18 protein-coding genes and 1 pseudogene are annotated in these 18,733 nt (G+C 33.4%); 14 read left to right on the top strand and 5 right to left on the bottom strand.

Annotated elements, in window-relative coordinates:
• Nucleotides 1–497: 497 nt before the first annotated feature.
• Both BCR21_RS12565 and BCR21_RS12560 read left to right on the top strand, forming a co-directional pair.
• The gene (locus tag BCR21_RS12565; protein WP_069646793.1) at nt 498–1,424 is read left to right on the top strand and encodes a hypothetical protein; all 927 of its coding nucleotides are present in this window, start codon (nt 498–500) and stop codon (nt 1,422–1,424) included.
• A gap of 198 nt (nt 1,425–1,622) precedes the next feature.
• The gene (locus BCR21_RS12560; protein WP_069646792.1) at nt 1,623–2,555 is read left to right on the top strand and encodes a DUF975 family protein; all 933 of its coding nucleotides are present in this window, start codon (nt 1,623–1,625) and stop codon (nt 2,553–2,555) included.
• A gap of 57 nt (nt 2,556–2,612) precedes the next feature.
• Here BCR21_RS12560 and BCR21_RS12555 read toward each other — a convergent pair.
• A pseudogene (locus BCR21_RS12555) lies at nt 2,613–3,311 on the bottom strand (TIGR00266 family protein).
• 216 nt (nt 3,312–3,527) lie between these two features.
• Here BCR21_RS12555 and BCR21_RS17040 point away from each other — a divergent pair.
• Entirely contained in the window at nt 3,528–3,683 is a 156-nt protein-coding gene (locus BCR21_RS17040; RefSeq protein ID WP_167351789.1) for a hypothetical protein, read from the top strand.
• Nucleotides 3,684–3,735: 52 nt separating this feature from the next.
• Here the strand turns inward: BCR21_RS17040 and BCR21_RS12550 are convergent, their stop codons facing one another.
• The gene (locus tag BCR21_RS12550; RefSeq protein WP_069646791.1) at nt 3,736–4,479 is read right to left on the bottom strand and encodes a MurR/RpiR family transcriptional regulator; all 744 of its coding nucleotides are present in this window, start codon (nt 4,477–4,479) and stop codon (nt 3,736–3,738) included.
• A gap of 162 nt (nt 4,480–4,641) precedes the next feature.
• Here BCR21_RS12550 and pfkB point away from each other — a divergent pair, with 162 nt between their 5' ends.
• The 5 genes from pfkB to BCR21_RS12525 all read left to right on the top strand — a co-directional run bounded on the left by pfkB (nt 4,642) and on the right by BCR21_RS12525 (nt 9,448).
• Entirely contained in the window at nt 4,642–5,580 is a 939-nt protein-coding gene (gene pfkB, locus BCR21_RS12545; RefSeq protein ID WP_069646790.1) for a 1-phosphofructokinase, read from the top strand.
• Nucleotide 5,581: 1 nt separating this feature from the next.
• Nucleotides 5,582–6,991, top strand: coding sequence for a PTS fructose transporter subunit IIC (locus BCR21_RS12540; protein WP_069646789.1), 1,410 nt, complete (start codon nt 5,582–5,584; stop codon nt 6,989–6,991).
• 24 nt (nt 6,992–7,015) lie between these two features.
• Nucleotides 7,016–7,471, top strand: a complete 456-nt coding sequence (locus BCR21_RS12535; RefSeq protein WP_069646788.1) for a PTS sugar transporter subunit IIA — start codon at nt 7,016–7,018, stop codon at nt 7,469–7,471.
• 9 nt (nt 7,472–7,480) lie between these two features.
• Nucleotides 7,481–8,458 (top strand): tagatose-bisphosphate aldolase, encoded by a 978-nt coding sequence (lacD, locus tag BCR21_RS12530; RefSeq protein WP_069646787.1) that lies wholly within the window; start codon nt 7,481–7,483, stop codon nt 8,456–8,458.
• 120 nt (nt 8,459–8,578) lie between these two features.
• Nucleotides 8,579–9,448 carry an AraC family transcriptional regulator gene (locus BCR21_RS12525; RefSeq protein ID WP_069646786.1) on the top strand — a complete coding sequence of 290 codons (870 nt, stop codon included), beginning with the start codon at nt 8,579–8,581 and terminating at the stop codon, nt 9,446–9,448.
• Nucleotides 9,449–9,626: 178 nt separating this feature from the next.
• On the opposite strand, the gene BCR21_RS12520 is transcribed toward BCR21_RS12525, so the two are convergent.
• From BCR21_RS12520 to BCR21_RS12510, 3 genes are all read right to left on the bottom strand, one after another.
• Nucleotides 9,627–10,910, bottom strand: coding sequence for a GHKL domain-containing protein (locus tag BCR21_RS12520; RefSeq protein WP_069646785.1), 1,284 nt, complete (start codon nt 10,908–10,910; stop codon nt 9,627–9,629).
• Between the two features lie 162 nt (nt 10,911–11,072).
• Nucleotides 11,073–12,440, bottom strand: a complete 1,368-nt coding sequence (locus BCR21_RS12515; protein ID WP_240488098.1) for a sensor histidine kinase — start codon at nt 12,438–12,440, stop codon at nt 11,073–11,075.
• Nucleotides 12,394–13,167: a LytR/AlgR family response regulator transcription factor gene (locus BCR21_RS12510; protein WP_069646783.1), complete on the bottom strand. Its 774-nt coding sequence runs from the start codon at nt 13,165–13,167 to the stop codon at nt 12,394–12,396. The genes BCR21_RS12515 and BCR21_RS12510 overlap by 47 nt, the downstream gene beginning before the upstream one ends.
• Before the next feature lie 429 nt (nt 13,168–13,596).
• On the opposite strand from BCR21_RS12510, the gene BCR21_RS12505 reads away from it, so the two are divergent.
• From BCR21_RS12505 to BCR21_RS12475, 6 genes are all read left to right on the top strand, one after another.
• A complete protein-coding gene (locus BCR21_RS12505) occupies nt 13,597–14,721 on the top strand; it encodes a WxLIP family cell surface protein (RefSeq protein ID WP_069646782.1) in 1,125 nt (374 codons plus the stop codon).
• A 13-nt stretch (nt 14,722–14,734) separates the two neighbouring features.
• A complete protein-coding gene (locus BCR21_RS12500) occupies nt 14,735–15,079 on the top strand; it encodes a cell wall protein (protein ID WP_069646781.1) in 345 nt (114 codons plus the stop codon).
• A gap of 357 nt (nt 15,080–15,436) precedes the next feature.
• Nucleotides 15,437–16,138 carry a hypothetical protein gene (locus BCR21_RS12490; protein ID WP_069646779.1) on the top strand — a complete coding sequence of 234 codons (702 nt, stop codon included), beginning with the start codon at nt 15,437–15,439 and terminating at the stop codon, nt 16,136–16,138.
• A gap of 87 nt (nt 16,139–16,225) precedes the next feature.
• A complete protein-coding gene (locus BCR21_RS12485) occupies nt 16,226–16,891 on the top strand; it encodes a WxL domain-containing protein (protein WP_069646778.1) in 666 nt (221 codons plus the stop codon).
• Nucleotides 16,892–16,945: 54 nt separating this feature from the next.
• Nucleotides 16,946–17,638: a WxL domain-containing protein gene (locus tag BCR21_RS12480; protein WP_069646777.1), complete on the top strand. Its 693-nt coding sequence runs from the start codon at nt 16,946–16,948 to the stop codon at nt 17,636–17,638.
• 14 nt (nt 17,639–17,652) lie between these two features.
• Entirely contained in the window at nt 17,653–18,684 is a 1,032-nt protein-coding gene (locus tag BCR21_RS12475; RefSeq protein WP_069646776.1) for a WxLIP family cell surface protein, read from the top strand.
• The last annotated feature ends 49 nt before the right edge of the window (nt 18,685–18,733 follow it).

The following is an 18,733-nucleotide window of genomic DNA, read 5'->3' as shown; positions in this document are numbered from 1 at the left end:
CTGAAAAAAATGTCCTCATTATATTTGATATTCTTGCAGATGAAGCTGGACCATTTCTTGCCGTACTTGTTTTAGCTAGAATTGGCGTCTGGATTTATTTTGCGATCAAGCGGTATTGTTTCTTAAATAAAAATAAAAAACATCTTTAAAATAATTTACATGAATACCCAGAGTATGCGAATTTATTAAAACAATATCCGGAATAACTTGTTTTGAGGTATATAGATTGGTAAATAAAAATAGGGGATGACTGGGACGTGAGTTCCAGTCATTTTTTTAGTCTATCTGTCTAGATAGATTGACTCTTGACATAATCTTATTTTCTATTTAGTCAATTATTCCATTCAGATATAACAATCAATTTGTAAAAAAAGTATAGACGTACCTTCATTTTTTAGATAATATGAATATACATGTAATTTTTATTTGTAAAAGTTAATATTGAAAAATAAGCATATTTAGCTTATTACGTTTTTAATTTAAAGGGGAGTTAAATAATGAAAAAATCAGTAAAATCATCAATGATTGTGTTGGCGTTAGGTTTGGGGTTATCAATTGGAACATCTGAAGAAGTAGAAGCGATGTATGAGTCACCTTATTCCTATTTTAATGATTATGGAATAAGACAGGCGGGATTTTCTGGTGTAAACGAAATCTATTCCAATCGTTACCAAGTTGAGGTGGACAAGCTACGTGAAGATCATGAAAAAGGCTTGATTACTGACGATGAATTTGATAAATTATTTGAACAACTGGACGAGGCGAATGAAAAGAATTTACTTGAAAGGGAAACACTTTTTAATACGTATGGATTACTAAAAAAAGTGGACATGAAAAATATGACCCATTTCGACACAGATTTTGAAGATTATTCTTCTCTTGCCGGATTCGAACAAATGACAGCATTAGAACAAATTCAAGGAGAAGGCGGGAACTTCAACAGCTTTAGAGAGTTAGGAGAATTAAAAAAATTGAAAACAGTTATGTTGGAAGCGAATAACCAACTAACATTAAATAGTTTTAAAAATTTAACTGACTTGGAAACAATTATTTTGAGGTTTGATGGATTCGAAAATGATGATGAAAGTAGAATTGGAGTATATACACAAGCGTTAACAACAGATATTTCTGCATTATCTAACTTGGATAAATTAAAAGAATTAAGGATCAGTGCTAGAGGAAGAATGGCAACGATCACTTTAAAAAAAGGGACAACATCCTATCAATTATTTGATCCAATCGTACCGTCAAAACAATTTGATGGTGCCCAAATGAAGTATTATTCAGATAGTACAAGTAACGAATCATTAGAATGGAACAATTTAACAGGGAATGAAAAATATTTGGAATTTAGCTGGCGCATAGATAAAGGAAGAAATATCTCTTATACCGGAGATGGTCAAATTCCGATTCGTTGGAAATAATAAAAACCGTAAGAAAAACTCACTGAAATTTTTTTAGTGAGTTTTTCTATTTGATTCACTAGTTCTCATAAATTTCGGTAATAATAAAGGGAATTGAGTGGTTTTGCTAATGAATTAAGAGGTATAATTAAAAAAGCGATAAAATACATAGCAACGACTCTAGAGAATTTGTCTAAAGACGTTAAAAGGAGCGAAAACATGATTCGAAGTGAATTAAAAAAGAAAGCTCAGGCTCATCTGCACGGTCACTACGGAAGCTGGAGTTTGATTGCACTAATCCCTTGTGCGGCTTTATTTATCTATTTTTTTTCTATAATGGTGCTTTTTCAATCATCGGCGGGCGTTGTAGATCAATCAAATGATTATAGATCTTGGCAAGAGGATTACTCTGAAAAATCTAACCGTTTCAACAATGACTATGAAAGTGGCTATGATGATGGTTATTCAGATGGCTATGACGACGGTTTTTATGAAGATGATTCTTATGGTAAAGACAACTATAATGAAAAAAATCTCGATTCTTTGGCAAATAGTCCAGCAGTATCGTTGAAAAATACGGAGCGGACAATTACTTATACGCAGACATCAACTATGGGATCAGGAATTAGCGGTTTTATTGGGTTTTTAGTTGGGATGATTGTATTACTTGTTACGATTTTGTATCGTGGATTAGTTCAGTGGGCAGCCGTGGATAATGTGGAAGGACGTGCTTTTAGTCTTAAAACAGTCTTTGTCGCATTCATTAGAGAAAACGGTAAAAGAACGGTAATTGCCAACATCTTAGTAGCATTATACACCTTTTTATGGTCATTGTTGTTGGTTATTCCTGGTGTTATCAAGCAGTTATCATATGGTATGACGAATTATTTATTGAAAAAAGATCCAGAACTAACACCCAAAGAAGCGATGGAACTTAGCCAAGTACTGATGAAAGGGTACAAGTTGGAGTATTTGATTTTTTCTTATTCCTTTATCTTTTGGCAGTTTGCCACATTCTTTAGTTTTGGTTTAGCTAGCGTTTATGTTATTCCTTATTATGGCGTATCAGAAGTACTGTTTTTTGATCAAATCATTGCGGAAAAACATCATTTATTTTCTCAAGAAAAAGAAGCAGGATTTGCTGATTTTTAATTGAATTGAATAAAAAAGTGTGAAAACCTATAAAAAGGTCTTCACACTTTTTTTATTTTATGAACCAGAGCTAACAAAAGGGCTGATCAGACCAGCTAAACCTTCGATATTTCTTGTTTGAATCATGATTGTTCCAGTACCGTGGAATTCATTGACCACACCTTCACCAGTCGTGAAACCAAAGAGTCCAGAAGCCACTTTGATCGTGTAATCTAATGATTCAGACCAAGCGACAACGTGTTGGTTATCCACAACAAATGGTTTCGTCCCATCTAAATGAATTTCGACGATATCTCCATAGCTATTGATCAGCAATGAGCCTGAACCAGCTGTTTCCATTACGAATAACCCACCCGTACCGCCAAAAATAGCGCCGCTAAGTTTTTGACGTTTCATATTATAAGACACGCTAGCATCACAAGCTAAAAATGCGCCTGTATTTAAGCGCTAATGTTCTGCTCCAACTTGAAGTTCTTTGATCGCACCTGGTGTTGCGGGAGCTAAAGCCATTTTGGCAGTATCTGTTAGACCAGTTGCCTTTGTGATAAAGAAACTTTCACCACTAGACATTGAACGACCCAATGCTCGAATCGCACCGCCAAACCCTGACTTTCCATTGCTGTTCATTTTTCCTTCAAGATTGATCTCACCATTGTGATAAACCATTGCACCACTTTCTAATTGGATGCTTTCACCTTTACGTAAATCTACTTCTACTAATGGAAAAACGGTATTTTCTGTCATTTTATAATCCATTAAAACAACCTCCTTTGATAGTTCATATTCTAGTATACCTTATCTGTACGCTACTTTTTTCAGAATTTTTTGATTTTTGCTAATAGGCTTGTGTTATAAAACCAATTAATAGATAATTTTGGTAAGCGGGTATTTACCAAACGGAATAGAAATTAGAATTTTGTTGGTTCTGTTTTTTTTGAGAGAAGCTTAATTATTTTTAAGGGGATGAAGTGTATGAAAGAGGAAGTGTTTCTTGATTATTTAACTGTGGCATTAAAAAACTTAGGGTATACTAAAGCTGGTATTTTTAACGTTGAAGGAGAAGTTAAAAGACTGCTTAAAACGTATTCACTTGAAGAAATAAAGATGAAACTAGGTCAAAATAAATAAATCTTAAATAAACGACGTACACTTATTCGTGTAGGTCGTTTATTTTTTTAGCTCAATTTGTTCGGATCGCGTAAGAATCTAATAATATTCTCGCCATGATAGATAAAGGCAATCTTGAACGAACTTCATATTCTGGAAAATAAGAACCTTCCGATTTAAAACCAGTGAAGACGATTTCGGATAGCTGAGCTAAAGAACTACCTGAATTTGCGGTTAAGGTAATCGTACTAACGTCATTTTTTAAACAATTTTTCACAGCAGTGACTAATTCAGGCGTTTCTCCATTTAAAGAAATTAATAGCACGATATCGTTACTGGTGATTTTTTTACTCATACTGGTAATGATATTGGGATCTGCATGCATTTCACAATATTTTCCTGACAGTTGAAATTTTACCGTCATTTCTTGGGCGATCAATTCCGAAAAACCACGGGCAAAAATCACGATTTTTTGTGCTGCTTTGATTTTTTGAATCGCATCTTCAATACTTCCGCTATCAAGCATGTTGATCGTGCGGATAACTTCACGTTCATTTTTTAGGATCGCTCGTTTGATTTCTGCATCGATTTTTTCAACACCAGAAAAGTTGATCGTTGTATTGGATTGGTCTTTTAAATGATGTTTGAAAGAAGTAAACCCTTCGTAGCCTTTCTTTTTCATCGCACGAACAATCGTTGCGGTAGAAACATTCGCTTTTTCACTTAGTTTGACGATGGAATAATTAGGGATCTCAACAAGATGCTGATCAATAAAATCCCATAAATATTTTTCTGATTCACTTAAGGCTTTTTCCATGCTGAAGACTCCTCCATTCTACTATGTATTCCTTTGTCCATCATACCATTTTCATCCTAGAGAAATAAAGATTGTATCGTTTTTCAGTCGGTTTCCGTGATTATGAAAACATTTACATAAGAAAGTAGTCGATAATACAAGTGTGAGGAAAGGGGGAGGAAAATGGTTCAACTATATACCTGTACAATGAATTTAGCGATCGATCTATTTATCGAAACTGAAACAATGAAACCAAAAGTAGTCAATCGAACGATCGATGATGATATTCAAGCGAACGGCAAAGGGGTCAATGTATCGCTGATACTCAAAAAACTAGATATAAACAGCACGGCAATTGGTTTTAGTGGCGGTTTTACAGGTCGATACATTGAAGAGTTTCTGCTTGAAAAAGAGATTATCACACAATTTATCCATGTACCAGAAAATACTCGAATTAATGTGTTCACTCAAGTCAATCAAGAACAAACGGAATACAAATTAGTCAATAAAGGACCTAAGATTCCTAGGGAAAAAATCAATGAACTTTTAACAATGATCGCAATGATCGAATCAGGTTCTTATCTTTGTGTGTCGGGGAGCTTGCCGCAAGGAATTTCAGAAACGATTTTGCCGGAAATCAGCCGAATCGCACAAGAGCAGAAGTTTAATTTAGTGCTGGATAGTAGTTACCACAGTGTGATGGATTGCTTAGTTTATCAGCCTTATTTACTCAAACCAAATGAAGAAGAATTAGCGAGTTGGTTCGATCAAAAAGAAATTTCTTTAGAGGAAAGTCCAACGTATTTAAAACGGTTAATTAACAATGGGGCTCAAAGAGTGCTGTTGTCATTTGGCAGTAAAGGGTGTTTCTATGCAGACAAAAACAGAATTATTTACGGAAATTCACCCAAAGGAAAAGTCGTTAACACAGCTTGTGCAGGAGATACCTTATTAGGAACCTTCATTAGTGGGTTGTTAAAAGGGGAAGCGCTGGATGAAACGTTGAAACAAAGCATTGCAGCTGGCAGTTCAACAGCTTTTAGAAAAGGTTTGACTGATTTTAGTGATACGGAAGAGTTAGAAAAACAAATTGTGATCAAGATAATAGAAGGGAAGATCTAATATGACAAAGTATCAATTGATTGCAGCAACGGGTTGTCCCACAGGAATTGCACATACGTATATGGCACAAGAAGCGTTGGAACAAGCAGCGAAAGCAAAAGGTATCACGATCAAAGTGGAAACGCATGGACAAATCGGTGTCGAAAATGAATTGACGAAAGCTGAAATCGAAGCAGCTGATGCAGTCATTATAGCGGCGGATAAGGATGTTCATGCAGAACGTTTTGCAGGAAAGCGCGTCATCGAAGTGCCCGTTAGTAAAGGGATCAAGGAAGCTAGTCAGCTAATTGATGAGGCACTTGCTGGAAAAGGAAAAATTCTTGGCGGTGAGAAGCCGATCAATGTAGCTGATTTAGAAGAAAAGGAAAATGAAGTGAAAGGAATCGGTCATAGCATTTATAAGAACTTGATGAATGGTGTTTCACATATGTTGCCTTTTGTGGTAAGTGGCGGGGTACTGATTGCTATTTCATTTTTATGGGGGATTTATTCTGCAGATCCTGAAAGTACACAATTCAATCAATTTGCAGCGACGTTAAAAGAAATTGGCGGTTTGGCAATGGGGATGATGGTACCGATTCTATCTGCTTATATTGCAGAAGGAATAGCAAAACGTCCAGGTTTAGTCGTTGGATTTGTGGGTGGATTAGTCGCAAGTAATGGCGGGACTGGCTTTTTAGGTGGGATTGTTTCTGGTTTCTTGGCAGGATATGTTGTGCTGGGATTGATCAAAGTGTTTAAAGTTTTACCAAAATCTTTAGACGGCTTAAAGGCGATTTTCTTATATCCAGTTTTAGGTGTTGCAATCACAGGATTGATCATGTTTGGCATTGCAGGACCAATGTCCGCAATCAATGAAAGCATGATGGATTTTCTAGCTGGGTTTGAAAACTCAAGTCCTTTGGTTTTAGGCATCATTGTTGGATGTATGTGTGCCTTTGATATGGGTGGTCCAGTGAATAAGGCAGCTTATGTGACAGGAACAGCGCTTTTAGCCCAAGGAAATACAAGCTTTATGGCAGGTGTTTCTGCTGCTTGTATTGCACCACCATTGATTACAGGGTTCGCGGTCCTATTTTTCCGCAAATATTTTGACACAAGTGAACAAAATGCTGGGTTGGTCAATTTTATTTTAGGCTCGACGCATATTACAGAAGGAGCTATTCCATTTGCGGCTAAAGATCCTTTGCGAGTATTGCCAACGATGATGTTAGGTTCCTCGATTGCTGCGGTTTTAACGTATATGTTTAAAGTTCAAGTGCCAGCGCCGCATGGTGGCTTCTTAGTATTACCTGTTGTGACACATGGTTTGCTATGGGTATTGGCTATTTTAGCTGGCTCGATAGTGGGTGGATTTTTGCTAGGAATCATTCAAAAACGTCGAATCGAGAAGATAGAAGCAACAGTTTAAGTGATAGAAAGAGGTTGAAAATAAATGGATTTATTAAACGCACAACACGTTTTTATTGAAACATCAATTGGAACAAAGGAAACGGCCCTTCAATTTTTAGCTCAAACCGCTCAAAATTTACAGATTACGACCAATGGCGCAGATGTTTTAGCAAGTTTTAATGATCGTGAAATGCAAGGCAGTACAGGGATGATGGATGGTTTTGCTATCCCCCATGCAAAGAGTTCTGCCATCAATGAAGCAAGTATTCTGATTGTAAAAACGAAAAATCCAATTGAATGGGACAGTTTAGATGGCAAACCAACCGAAGTGATCATCGCTTTATTGATTCCTGAACAAGAAGCTGGAACTACCCATCTAAAATTATTATCCAAAGTTGCACGGCTATTAATGAAAGATGATTTTAAAACACAGTTGAAAGAATTAGAATCAGCAGCAGAAATCGCTGAATACGTGAATCAACAATTAATTGAGGAGTGAGCACTAACGATGAAAAAAATGACAGAATCTAAATTAACAGCAATGAATCAAATGTGTAATAAAGACGGAATCATTGCCGCACTTGCGATCGATCAACGAGGATCATTGAAAAAAATGATTGAAAAATCTTGTGGACACGAAGTAGATGAAGAAATGATCATCACTTTTAAAGAAATTGTCTCTCGTGAATTAACACCCTATGCTTCAGCGATCCTTTTAGATCCTGAGTACGGATTACCAGCAGCAAAAGTCAGAGATCAACAGGCAGGATTATTAGTAGCGTACGAAAAAACTGGATATGATGCTAGTGAACCAGGACGTTTGCCTGATCTTTTAAATGATTGGTCCGTTAAACGTTTAAAAGAAGCCGGTGCTGATGCAGTAAAATTTTTGCTGTATTATGATGTGGACGAAAGTAAGGCGATCAATGAACAAAAACACGTTTTTATGGAACGAATCGGTTCAGAATGTGTTGCTGAAGGGTTGCCATTTTTCTTAGAATTAGTGTCTTATGATGCACAGATCACGGATGGAGCAAGTAAAGAATATGCCAAAATCAAGCCGCACAAAGTCATTGAAATGATGAAAGAATTCAGTAAACCGCGATACAATGTTGATGTGTTGAAAGTGGAAGTTCCTGTAAATATGTCCTTTGTAGAAGGATTTGGTGAAGAATCTTGTTATTCAAAGGAAATGGCGAAACAATTATTTAAAGAACAAAGTGAAGCAACTGAGCTTCCATTTATTTTTCTAAGTGCTGGTGTTAGTAGTCAGTTATTCCAAGAAACATTGTACTTTGCAAAAGAAGCAGGTTCGACATTTAACGGTGTTTTATGTGGTCGAGCAACTTGGAAAGAAGGGGTAGCACCTTTTGCTAAAGAAGGAAAAGCAGCTGCCGAGCACTGGATGAGAACTGCTGGCAAAGAAAATATTGAATCCTTGAATCGGGTTTTAAAAGAAACAGCGACACCATGGATGAATAGATAAAACAAATCTTCATAAAAGACAATCTGCTACTATTAGGGATTGCTTTTTTGTACATAATCAGTTGTAAATAATCAAAATTTTGATAAAGTAAAGAGTAAGAGAAACAATAGGAGGCTGAACATGAGTGTATATTTAGAACGACCAGAATTTGAAGAAAATATTCTTTTTCGAGCATTTATCAATGATGGCATGACGATCGTATATCCTCATTGGCATAAAGAAATCGAAATTATTTACTCGATACGAGGAACAGTCAATATCGGTGTAGGCGATGAAATCGTTCATGTAGCTGAAGGAGAAATTTATTTTTTCGCTAGTGGTGAACCGCACTACTTTTTAGCTTCTCCTGATAGTGAACGGATCGTTTATCAGTTTGATTTGAGCTTATTTGATGAGATGAACTTAAAATCAGCAGATGATTGTTCATTGATCGAATTATTTGAAACCGGGGAAAAACATAGTTCAAAATGGTCGAAGTCTTTAGTGTTGGACATGAAAAAAGTATTGCAGCAATTATTTGAAGAATACACAAATAACAACCAAGGAAAGAATTATGCATTGTTTAGCTTGTTGTTTCAGCTAGTCACAACGTTTTATAGAAGGCTACCTCAAACGCAAACGGAAGTAAAAAAAGGAGCGAAATCCTCTACAATAAAATATAAAGAAAATTTGGAGCATTTAGATAAAATCTTTACTTATGTGGAAAATCATTATGAAGAGTCAATTACGTTGGAAGAAATTGCAAAATACAGCGGCTTTAGTTCGTATTATTTTACGCGCTTTTTTAAGGCAAATACTGGAACGACCTTTATGAGTTTCTTAACGGAATACCGTGTCAATCAAGCTAAATTTATTTTAGCTAATGAAAAAGTTCCGATGATCGAAGTGGCTGAAAAGTCAGGTTTTGCTAGTGTGAAGACGTTTCATCATGTGTTTAAAGAGCAGGTGGGGATATCGCCTTTGAAGTATCAAAAGTTGATTGTTGTCTAAATATAGGAAAGAGGCTGTGATAAAAGCTGTTTAGGCTCGAGCAGTCGGACTAAAAACCGCACAATGCATTATATGCATTGTGCGGTTTTTAGGGAATTGCCGAAGATTAATAGGGTATAGGGTTTATTCATATTTTGAGTGACTTTAATAAAACTCTTTTGTTTGATGATATATTCAGTCATAGAGTAAATTGGACTAAAAAATGCTTCTCATTGGATTGAAGGGAAAAATCAGCATTTTCATACTGCTGAATTGTTTTGATCACTGTTTTAAGTCCGATTTCTTTATAGTATTTTTTTTGATTTTTCAATGGTTCAGTCATCTTTTCTAAATTATTTTCAGGATGAGGCATATTTGTTAATTGAATGTATAGTCCATTTATTTCTTTTTTTATAATCATATACAAATTTTTTTCTTTGCTATTCGTGGTTTCTTTTACAGCAAAATCAGACAAGGTTGATAGACAGTGAAGAAAATCGATCAAGAGAAAGGAAATGTTGTTTTCCTGAATCTTGTCAGGTATAGCAAGGTGAAGTTTGACCTGTTCTTTTTTGCATAGTTCAATCAGAGAAATCAAGAAACCTTGAACGGATGGACTATCGATATTACTGAGATCATCATAAGAATCTTCTTCCAAAAAATCTTTCGAATAATCAGTGATTGAAGCAATGTAATTAAGCGCTTGTTGATTTTCACCCTGCTCAAGATAATTTACTAAACTCAAAAGGATATTGCGGTAATCATGCCTGAATTCATCTGAGACTGTAATTTTTTCCAGTTCTTGGTTATATTGTTCGAATAAAACCTCTTTTTTTAATTGTTCCTGATAATACGTGCTATATAGATACGCCGTAGTATAAACGATTAGGTTTAAAGTGAGTAGTAAAAATGTTAGGTAAAAAAAAGATTGTACGTAAAAAAAGGTAATGGCGATTTGTTTAAGCAAAGAAAAAATAATCAGAAAAAAAAGGGCAATCATTGATTGTAGCTTGTAACTTTTACGAATATGTAAAATAGAATCAGAGATCATATATTTTTTATCTACCTTTTTAACCACTAAAATTAGTGAAAGAAGGCATACTTGCTGAGCAAGCAATGAAAAAGGAACAAAAAATTGTCGTTGAGTTGCATCGATATAATTCAATTGAAATAGAACATTCAATAAATCATAAGTAAATAGCCAAGAAATAATGACTAATGAATTAATCAAAAAAGGAGTGAGAGCCATCAATATCCAACTGCTAGTGTGCTGGACAATAAAGAGTGCTGAGGAGGCAAAAAAAGCAAATAATAGTAAAAAAACATAAGGCGTTCTAATAAAAAAACTAATAATGATGACTAGAATTAATAGGCAAGATAATAGAATCGTTTGTTTCTTATCAATATATTTTTTATTTAGAAGAGCCCAAACAATTTGAAGATAATTTATAGCAAATAATTCTGTTGCTAAGTATGTTTCCATAAATTTGTATGCTCCTTTAAGTAGAAAAAATAGCTTTGTATTATCATATCAAAAAGTATTAAAAGGTACAATTTATAGCTAGTATAATAAAAAAAATATTTTTTTTGCTGATGCTTTTAGATGATAAAGATAGTAAAAATGTAGAACAATGATTAGTACTAATCATTGTTCTACATTTTTTAGTGATGGATTATTGTTTTTTAATTTGGGGATTGAAAAACTTGCGATAAAGTAGTTATCTTTTTTAGCTAATTGATAACTGGCTTTTTTGTACTTATCGATCAATTTTGCAAGGATATATAATCCTTTCCCTTGATGATTTTCTTTAGTCGAAAAATTATTTTGTAAAAGTGAATGAAAAGAGAGGCTACTATCATCACTATAAGTATTTTTGACTGTTACTTTTACAAATTCAGGATTACCAGTGATATTTATCTCAATTAGCTGCAGGTTAATTTCTTGAACTGCTTCATAAGCATTATCTAATAAAATAGAGAAACAACGAATAAAATCAACGATGTTCATATCAATATCTGTAAGCTTTTCAGTTATTTGAATTTTGGGCTGGATATTTCCTTCTGAACACTTTTTAAGAAAGTTTGTTAAAAGACCTTGAATCGGGGGATTATGAATCACAGCGATTGTTTTATATAGATTAGGAGTAAGTAATGAGTTTGAATAATCAATAATTGAATGAAGTAGCTCAAGAGCTTGCTTCGTATTGTTTGTTTCTAGATATGAAGTCAGTCCCATCAAAAGTTGCTTATAGTCATGACGAAACTCATTTGAACGTTCGATTTTTTCTTGTTCTTGCTCATACTTTTCTTTGAGAATACTAATATATTGCTGTTCGTTTTGTTGCTTAACAACAAGCAACATATTCCAACTAAGAAAAGCCGTAAAACAAATAATCATGAATGTACTATAAAAAAAAGGAGCTGAGTATCCTTCTAAAACACTAAGTTGTTGCAATCCAATTGTAAAAAACAAGAAAAATAAAAGTAAGGCAGATATAAATCGATATTTTTTAGGTAAAAGATGAAGAGTTACTGTCATGCTAAATCGTTTATTTAAATAATTAGCAAAGATCAAAAGTAAATAGAAAACAAATTGTTGCAGAAAAATAAAGAATTGTAAGTACGTAGAGTAGGTCTCAAATGATATAAAATGATTAATAAATAAAATATCCCAAAAATCTAAAGTTAAAAACCAAGAGAGCAACACAATTGCATTTTCAAAGCTTAAAAATAAAGCTGGTGTTAACCAGTTTTGAACTCTTTTTACAGGGAATAAAAATTGTAAAAGAAAAAAAGGAATCAACAGCAGGATAACTAAGCGATCATTGGTCAGCGAACTTACGATAAACTGAACAATTAAAATAATACTTAATATCATAGTTTCTCGAAAAAGCAATATCTTTTTATAAGCGAATAACCAAAGTAGTTGTAGAAGATTTAGTGATAATAAAGAGATGAAGAAAGGTCTATCCAGCATATCGATACTCCTGTAACCCTTTTTTAACTTTATCAATGATCCTAGTCCCTACAAAAAGGTCTTTGTCATCTGTAAAAGTAATCGTACCGTTTTTTCGATTGATTGCTGAAATATTTTCAAGGTTAATTACATAAGACTGAAGAGATGAAAATAGATACGATTGTTTTAAGTTATTTTTGATTTTACCAATTTTACCTTCAATGATTAACTCTTCTGAGAAAGTTTTGATTAAAATTCGGCTCTTAAAACCCTTTAATGATTCAATATATAAAATTTCCTTACAGTTAAGATAAATCGATTCGTATCCATTCATAAACGTCGTGATGTCTTGATCTTGCCGCCAAGCCGTTTTAGCGAGACTTTCAATTTTTAGCAGCACATTTTCGATTGTGGCTTTCAGTTCAGCTGAGTCAATTGGATTTTTTACAAGATAACCAAGCGGAAAAATCTCACTATTGATAATTGAAATTGCTTTGTCTTCAAAACTAGTTAGAAAAATAATTGAGCATTTTGAATTGATTTCTCGGATTTTATTGGCTAAATCAATTCCTGAATACTGCATTTTCAAATCAATATCTAAAAAAAAGACATCATTATCAGAAATGTCCAATGTTGGAATATCTTCCATAAAAAGCAAGTGATTGTCTAAAGAAGATATTTTATAATGAAAAGAATTTGAGTGGTAGTTTTCAAGATAATGAATAATTCTTTTTCTATAAAGATTATCATCTTCAACTACATAAATTGTTGTATTTATAGTCATTATTTTCCCTCCTAGAAAAATAAATATTTAAAAAAAATAATTTTAATATATTTTAGAATATAATGATAGAAAAAGAAAGGTTTAAATAGATTAAAAATAGGAAAAACTTCATATGTAATAAGAAAGCGCTTACTTGTTGTTTTATTTATTACTAAGTAATTGTACTATGAATGAGTTCATTGATAAACAAATATGAGCACCTTATTCGTGCAGTCAGCTAATGCTACATTTTATTTTGATGTCTTAAACTGTAAAAAAAACTAATTTGATGCTGTATATTATAAGGACCTTGAAAAAGGGTGTTCATATTTTATTATCGGAAATGACGGATGATACTTTTCAAAAAATACTAACTAAAATCAGTATAGTCTATTTTTAGTTATAACAAAGCGAGTCGATGTTATTTTTACACAGAGAAAGGAAGTTAAGATGATTGCGCAATTAAAAAAAATCTCAAGTTATTGTCGATACGTTTTATTGGTTGGCGTTATACTATTTATTTTACCAAACCATTCAATTGCTGCCGATAAAGAACCGGACCCATTAGGTTTTGTCGTTCAAGCAATTAGACCAGATACGCAAATTGAAACAAACAAATCCTATTTCTTTATTGAAACCAAACCTGATGAGACCCAAATATTGAAAGTGAAAGTCAAATCAACTCAAAATAAAAAAACAAAAGTTAAAATTTTTGTCACTAATGGTACAACGGGTTCTACTGGGAATATTGAGTATGATAAACCAACCAAAGAACTTGATGAAACTTTAAAAGATCCATTGACAAATATTGTTAAAGTAAGTGAACCTGAAATTACTTTGGAAAGTTTTGAAGAAAAAATTATTGAACTGATAATGACACCACCAAAAGATAGTTATCAAGGAATCAAATTAGGTGCTATTGTTTTTCAAAGTGTTGAAGATGAAGAGAAAACTAAGCAACAAACGATCGCCAGTAAATATCAATATAAAATTGGGTTAATTACTACTGAAACAGGAGAAGAATATGAGAATGCTAAAAAGCTGAATCTAGCATCAGCTAAACTTGGTTTAAAATTAGGTCGTAAGCAAGTTTCGGCTGTTATACATAATCCAGAACCAAAAATAGCTGATAATTTAAAAATAGAAGCTACTGTAACAAAAAAAGGTTCAAAAAATATTTTAAAAAAACAAACTGTTGAAAATGCTCGCATGGCACCTAATAGTACGTATGAATTTTCCGTTGATTGGGGAGTCGAAGCAATCAATCCAGGTGAATACACTTTAAATGTTCATGCTCAAAATAATCAAGAAGATTGGAACTGGAAAAAAGATTTCAATGTTTCAGCTGAAAAAGCGAAAAAAATGAATGAAGAAACAGTATTCAAAATAGAGTCACCTAAATGGTTACCATATATAGTTATTCTAGCTATTGGCTCACTTTTATTAGTAGTTGTTGCTTTAAGTATCAGAAATAAACGTTGGAAAAAAATGGTTCGTGAACGTTCAAAAAAAAGAAAACTAAAAAAAAATAAAAGAAAGAATGTAAAGCGATCTAAGAATAAAAAAATCGAATGAAGGAGTGAAAATCATGAAACAGAAATTTGGTAAAACATTAAAAAATCGATTAGTAATCATAATATTCTTTTTCAGTTTAACATTGTTATTAATACCTACACCTACTGTGTTTGCTGATGAAGGTGGGACAGCTGATGTTGGGATTACATTTAAACATACACAAGATGAAGTGCTTACATCATCCTCTCGTGAGAACACACCATCAACCGGTAAAAGTAAACCAATCAACAAACGAGTTAGTTTACCAAATACTGGAGAAATGCTGAAGCCACTAACATTCCTAGTTAGTGGGATGCTCCTGATTGTGATTAGTTTTTCGATTATTTTAGACAGACAAATCAAAGTAGGAGGTAATTAACAGATAAATTTATTAGAGAAAGTGTCATATAAAGTTTGAATAAGGGAGAATAAATTTTATGAGAGCCTATACTTGGCTATATTTATTAGGAGCATGTAGTGCAATTTCTTTAGGACTGTTTCTCTTCTCCTTGAATCGAGACAATATTTTACTAAAAAAATTAAAGTTAAAAAAATCTAAAATATTAGTGAACTGGCTGTTATTAGCAATGTCAATCATCTGTTTTCTGTTATTAATTTATGTATTTATGTATATTCAAAAACAAATTAATATATTTAATCTGAGTTAGATATATTAATATTTCAACAGTTTACTACGGTAACTTCCTTAGAGATAAAATGTGTTGGGAGAAAAGAAATGAATAAAAAAGTTTTAGGATCATTAGTTTTAGGTTTATTTTTTGGGGCAGTAATGTTGCCAACAGCTACTCAAGCATCAGAAAGAGAATCGAATACAGGAGTTGGTATTGGTTTTAGCAGTGACGACCCTAATACAATTATTCCTGGACCTTATGACAAAGCTCTAAGTTTAATTAACAAACCAACTGCTTTCAAATTTGGTTCTGAAAATGAAGCAAGTGCACTTAGCTCCGTCTATTATCAAAAAGTGAGTGGGAAACAATACATCGCAATTTATGAAGATCGTGATGAAAATGAACAAACTAACTGGAAACTGACTGCTAAAATGTCAGATTTAGTTAGTACAAAAGATTCTACTGTGAAATTAGCATCAACATTGACACTAAATTCTGCAAATATCTCTAAGTTTGATTTAGATAATCAAAGAGATAAGGAAACAGGCAACTTGCCATCAACAATCGAAAAATTGCCGGAACTAACTAAATATACAGAAGACAAAGTTACTGGTGCAACAAAAGTATCTCTAGAAGCTGGAGCAACTGGGAGTTCACCAATTATGACGGGTACAAAACCTGGCACTAAAGGTTTCGCTGCTGAAATCAAAAATGTACAGTTAGCTGTAAACTCTGGTCAACAAAAAAATACAAGCGGTAATGAATTTACTGGTAATGTTAGTTGGTCATTAGAAGATGTAATTTAGTAATATAACAAATAAATAATATTTTAATCTTTAGGGAAGTTGTCGTAGTAAGCTGTTGAGCAAATAAAAATATTGGAGGAAAGATTTATGAATAAGAAAATAGTAGCAAGTTTAGTGTCCACGATGACATTTGGAATAGCGTTATTACCCAATGTAGCCAGAGCAGATGAGTTGAAATCTGATGTAACTGTGAATGTCAATTCTGGAACTGGAGAAGGTCCAACAGAAGAAGATATATCAGACAAACCAGCCCGTAATGGAGAATTTATCATCAAAGCAGTTTCTGATTTTAATTATCCATCTGTTCCTTTAGGAGAAACGAGATCAGCAACAATTCCTCAAAATAAAGCTTATGGTATTGAAGTGGTAGATGTAACAGGAGAGGGAACTGGTTGGAACGTAAAAGTAGCAATGGATTCTTTTAAGGTAAAAGGTGGAGAAAATGACGGAGAAGATTTAAAGGGTTGGGAACTAACAATACCGACAGCTGAAGTCACATCAAAAAGTTCATCAATCCGCCCTGAAAATACACCGATAGGAAAAGAAGCAAAAATATCGGGTCAGTTATCCAGCTTAGTATTTAAAGCAGATGCTGGAAAAGGAATGGGACGCTATACCAACATTTTTGAAAGATATGCAGATAAACAAGAGTCAACTAGAAAAACTGGGGTTCAGTTATCTATTCCTAATACAGCACGCAAAGCAAGTTATGTTGGGAAATTAAATTGGATATTAACGAATGCACCTAATTAAAATTAAGATAAAGGATTGAAAAAGATAAATCAAAAAATGGGAGGATAGATAATAGTGAATTCAAAATATTTCAAATTTGCTTTGGTAGGAGTAACTGTATCACCAGTCTTTGTGGCAAGAACTTGTTTAGCAAGAAATGACGAATCTGTAAAGTCTGATATTAGCGCAGCCGTTATCGAAGGGAAAGAAAATCCCATTCCCCCATTGTTTGGTCAAGATCCAGAAGATCCAACAAATAGCGGTACGAACAGTTCTGGTTTGTTAAAAATTGATCGAGTACCAAATTTTAGTTTTGGAAAAGTTGTTAGAAGCGGATTATATCAAGAAGAATATGCAATCAATTCTAATCCATATATTCAAGTGTCAGATTTAAGAGGAAGCTTAGGTGGTTGGACACTGTATGCAAAGATATCTAATTTTGTATCTGAGCCGACAACGAATGATCAAAAAAAATATTTGTTGAGTGGAGCTAGCTTGACGTTAAATAAAGGAGATATTCAGGAATATAATTCTAAATATGCAGTCCCTCCTAAAAGTTATTCTGTTTCACTGAACAAAGATTTGCAAAAAGTTATGGCAGCGGATAAGGACTCTGGGCAAGGTATCTGGGCAACAAGATGGAAAAGCGGGCGAGCGGTAAATAAAATGATTACGTTGGACATTTTACCTAATACTGCCAAGGTAGGTAGAGAATACACTGCAACCATTTATTGGAAATTGGCAGATGTCCCCAGTACAGAAAATTAGATGGAGAGTAGTAGATGACATTTTTTAAAATAATAAAGCACGGTCTGATGACACTTTTGTTAGTGACACTATTTAGTGTTTGTGAAACGGCTTTTGCGGAAGATATGGGGTATTCAGTAAAAGCGATCATTCCAGAAAATCAAATTGACAAAACAAAGACCTATTTTGATTTGAAAATGACTGCTGGACAAATACAAAATATAGATTTAGAAATTAAAAGTAATAGTACTGAGACATTAAATTTAGTTGTTGAGCCTTACAGTGCTACGACAAATCAAAATGGTGAACTGGAGTATAGTATAGAGCCAGAGAAAAATGATTCGAGCATAGTTTATCCAATTACAAGATTAGTTTCCGGAAAACAGAAAGTAACAATTTTACCGAAAGATACTAAAAGAGTTACTTTCCGTTTGAAGATGCCTGAAAAAGATTATATTGGAAAAATAGTTGGTGGCTTTAATGTTTATGAGCAAGAAAATGATAGACAAATAGAGTCAACTTCAAAGAAAAATGATGTTCAAATTAAGAATGTTTTCTCAATTGTAATCGGTATTCAATTGAGGGAGAACTTGAACAGAGTTAAACCAGAACTTAAGTTAAATGCGGTTAAGGCAGGACTATTCAATTATCGTACAGCGATTACGGCTAATATTCAAAATATTAAACCGGAATTTATCAGTGACCTATCAATAAAGTCTAAAGTAAGGAAAAATGGATCAAAAAAGGTGATTTATGAAGCTGAAAAATCAGATTTAGCAATGGCACCTAATTCTAACTTTGACTTTCCAATTTCGCTAGAAAACCAAGAATTAGTGGAAGGAAGCTATGAATTAGAAATCACTGCACGTTCGAAAAGTGAAACATGGGCATTTACAAGGATTTTTAGGATTACAGATGAAGAAGCAACTCGATTAAATGAAGAAGCTGTTGAAATTGAATCAAAACAAAAGCCAAAATATAAGTTCATAATAATTATTATTATTGTTTTTGTAAGTTTGATTATTTTGGGTGGAATTATTATCACCTTGAATCGCCTAAAAAGGTGATTCTTTGTTTAATGGAATTCTATTTATATAGCCTAACATTCAAAAAAAT

The organism is Enterococcus ureasiticus, from assembly GCF_001730285.1.
Classification (GTDB): domain Bacteria; phylum Bacillota; class Bacilli; order Lactobacillales; family Enterococcaceae; genus Enterococcus_L; species Enterococcus_L ureasiticus.
Note: the sequence above shows the minus strand (reverse complement) of the source record. Positions and strands in the feature narration are given on the sequence as shown.

Coding starts and splice junctions, on each gene's coding strand:
- BCR21_RS12565 (WP_069646793.1), top strand. CDS start 498: ATGAAAAAATCAGTAAAATCATCAATGATTGTGTTGGCGTTAGGTTTG.
- BCR21_RS12560 (WP_069646792.1), top strand. CDS start 1,623: ATGATTCGAAGTGAATTAAAAAAGAAAGCTCAGGCTCATCTGCACGGT.
- BCR21_RS17040 (WP_167351789.1), top strand. CDS start 3,528: ATGAAAGAGGAAGTGTTTCTTGATTATTTAACTGTGGCATTAAAAAAC.
- BCR21_RS12550 (WP_069646791.1), bottom strand. CDS start 4,479: ATGGAAAAAGCCTTAAGTGAATCAGAAAAATATTTATGGGATTTTATT.
- pfkB (WP_069646790.1), top strand. CDS start 4,642: ATGGTTCAACTATATACCTGTACAATGAATTTAGCGATCGATCTATTT.
- BCR21_RS12540 (WP_069646789.1), top strand. CDS start 5,582: ATGACAAAGTATCAATTGATTGCAGCAACGGGTTGTCCCACAGGAATT.
- BCR21_RS12535 (WP_069646788.1), top strand. CDS start 7,016: ATGGATTTATTAAACGCACAACACGTTTTTATTGAAACATCAATTGGA.
- lacD (WP_069646787.1), top strand. CDS start 7,481: ATGAAAAAAATGACAGAATCTAAATTAACAGCAATGAATCAAATGTGT.
- BCR21_RS12525 (WP_069646786.1), top strand. CDS start 8,579: ATGAGTGTATATTTAGAACGACCAGAATTTGAAGAAAATATTCTTTTT.
- BCR21_RS12520 (WP_069646785.1), bottom strand. CDS start 10,910: ATGGAAACATACTTAGCAACAGAATTATTTGCTATAAATTATCTTCAA.
- BCR21_RS12510 (WP_069646783.1), bottom strand. CDS start 13,167: ATGACTATAAATACAACAATTTATGTAGTTGAAGATGATAATCTTTAT.
- BCR21_RS12505 (WP_069646782.1), top strand. CDS start 13,597: ATGATTGCGCAATTAAAAAAAATCTCAAGTTATTGTCGATACGTTTTA.
- BCR21_RS12500 (WP_069646781.1), top strand. CDS start 14,735: ATGAAACAGAAATTTGGTAAAACATTAAAAAATCGATTAGTAATCATA.
- BCR21_RS12490 (WP_069646779.1), top strand. CDS start 15,437: ATGAATAAAAAAGTTTTAGGATCATTAGTTTTAGGTTTATTTTTTGGG.
- BCR21_RS12485 (WP_069646778.1), top strand. CDS start 16,226: ATGAATAAGAAAATAGTAGCAAGTTTAGTGTCCACGATGACATTTGGA.
- BCR21_RS12475 (WP_069646776.1), top strand. CDS start 17,653: ATGACATTTTTTAAAATAATAAAGCACGGTCTGATGACACTTTTGTTA.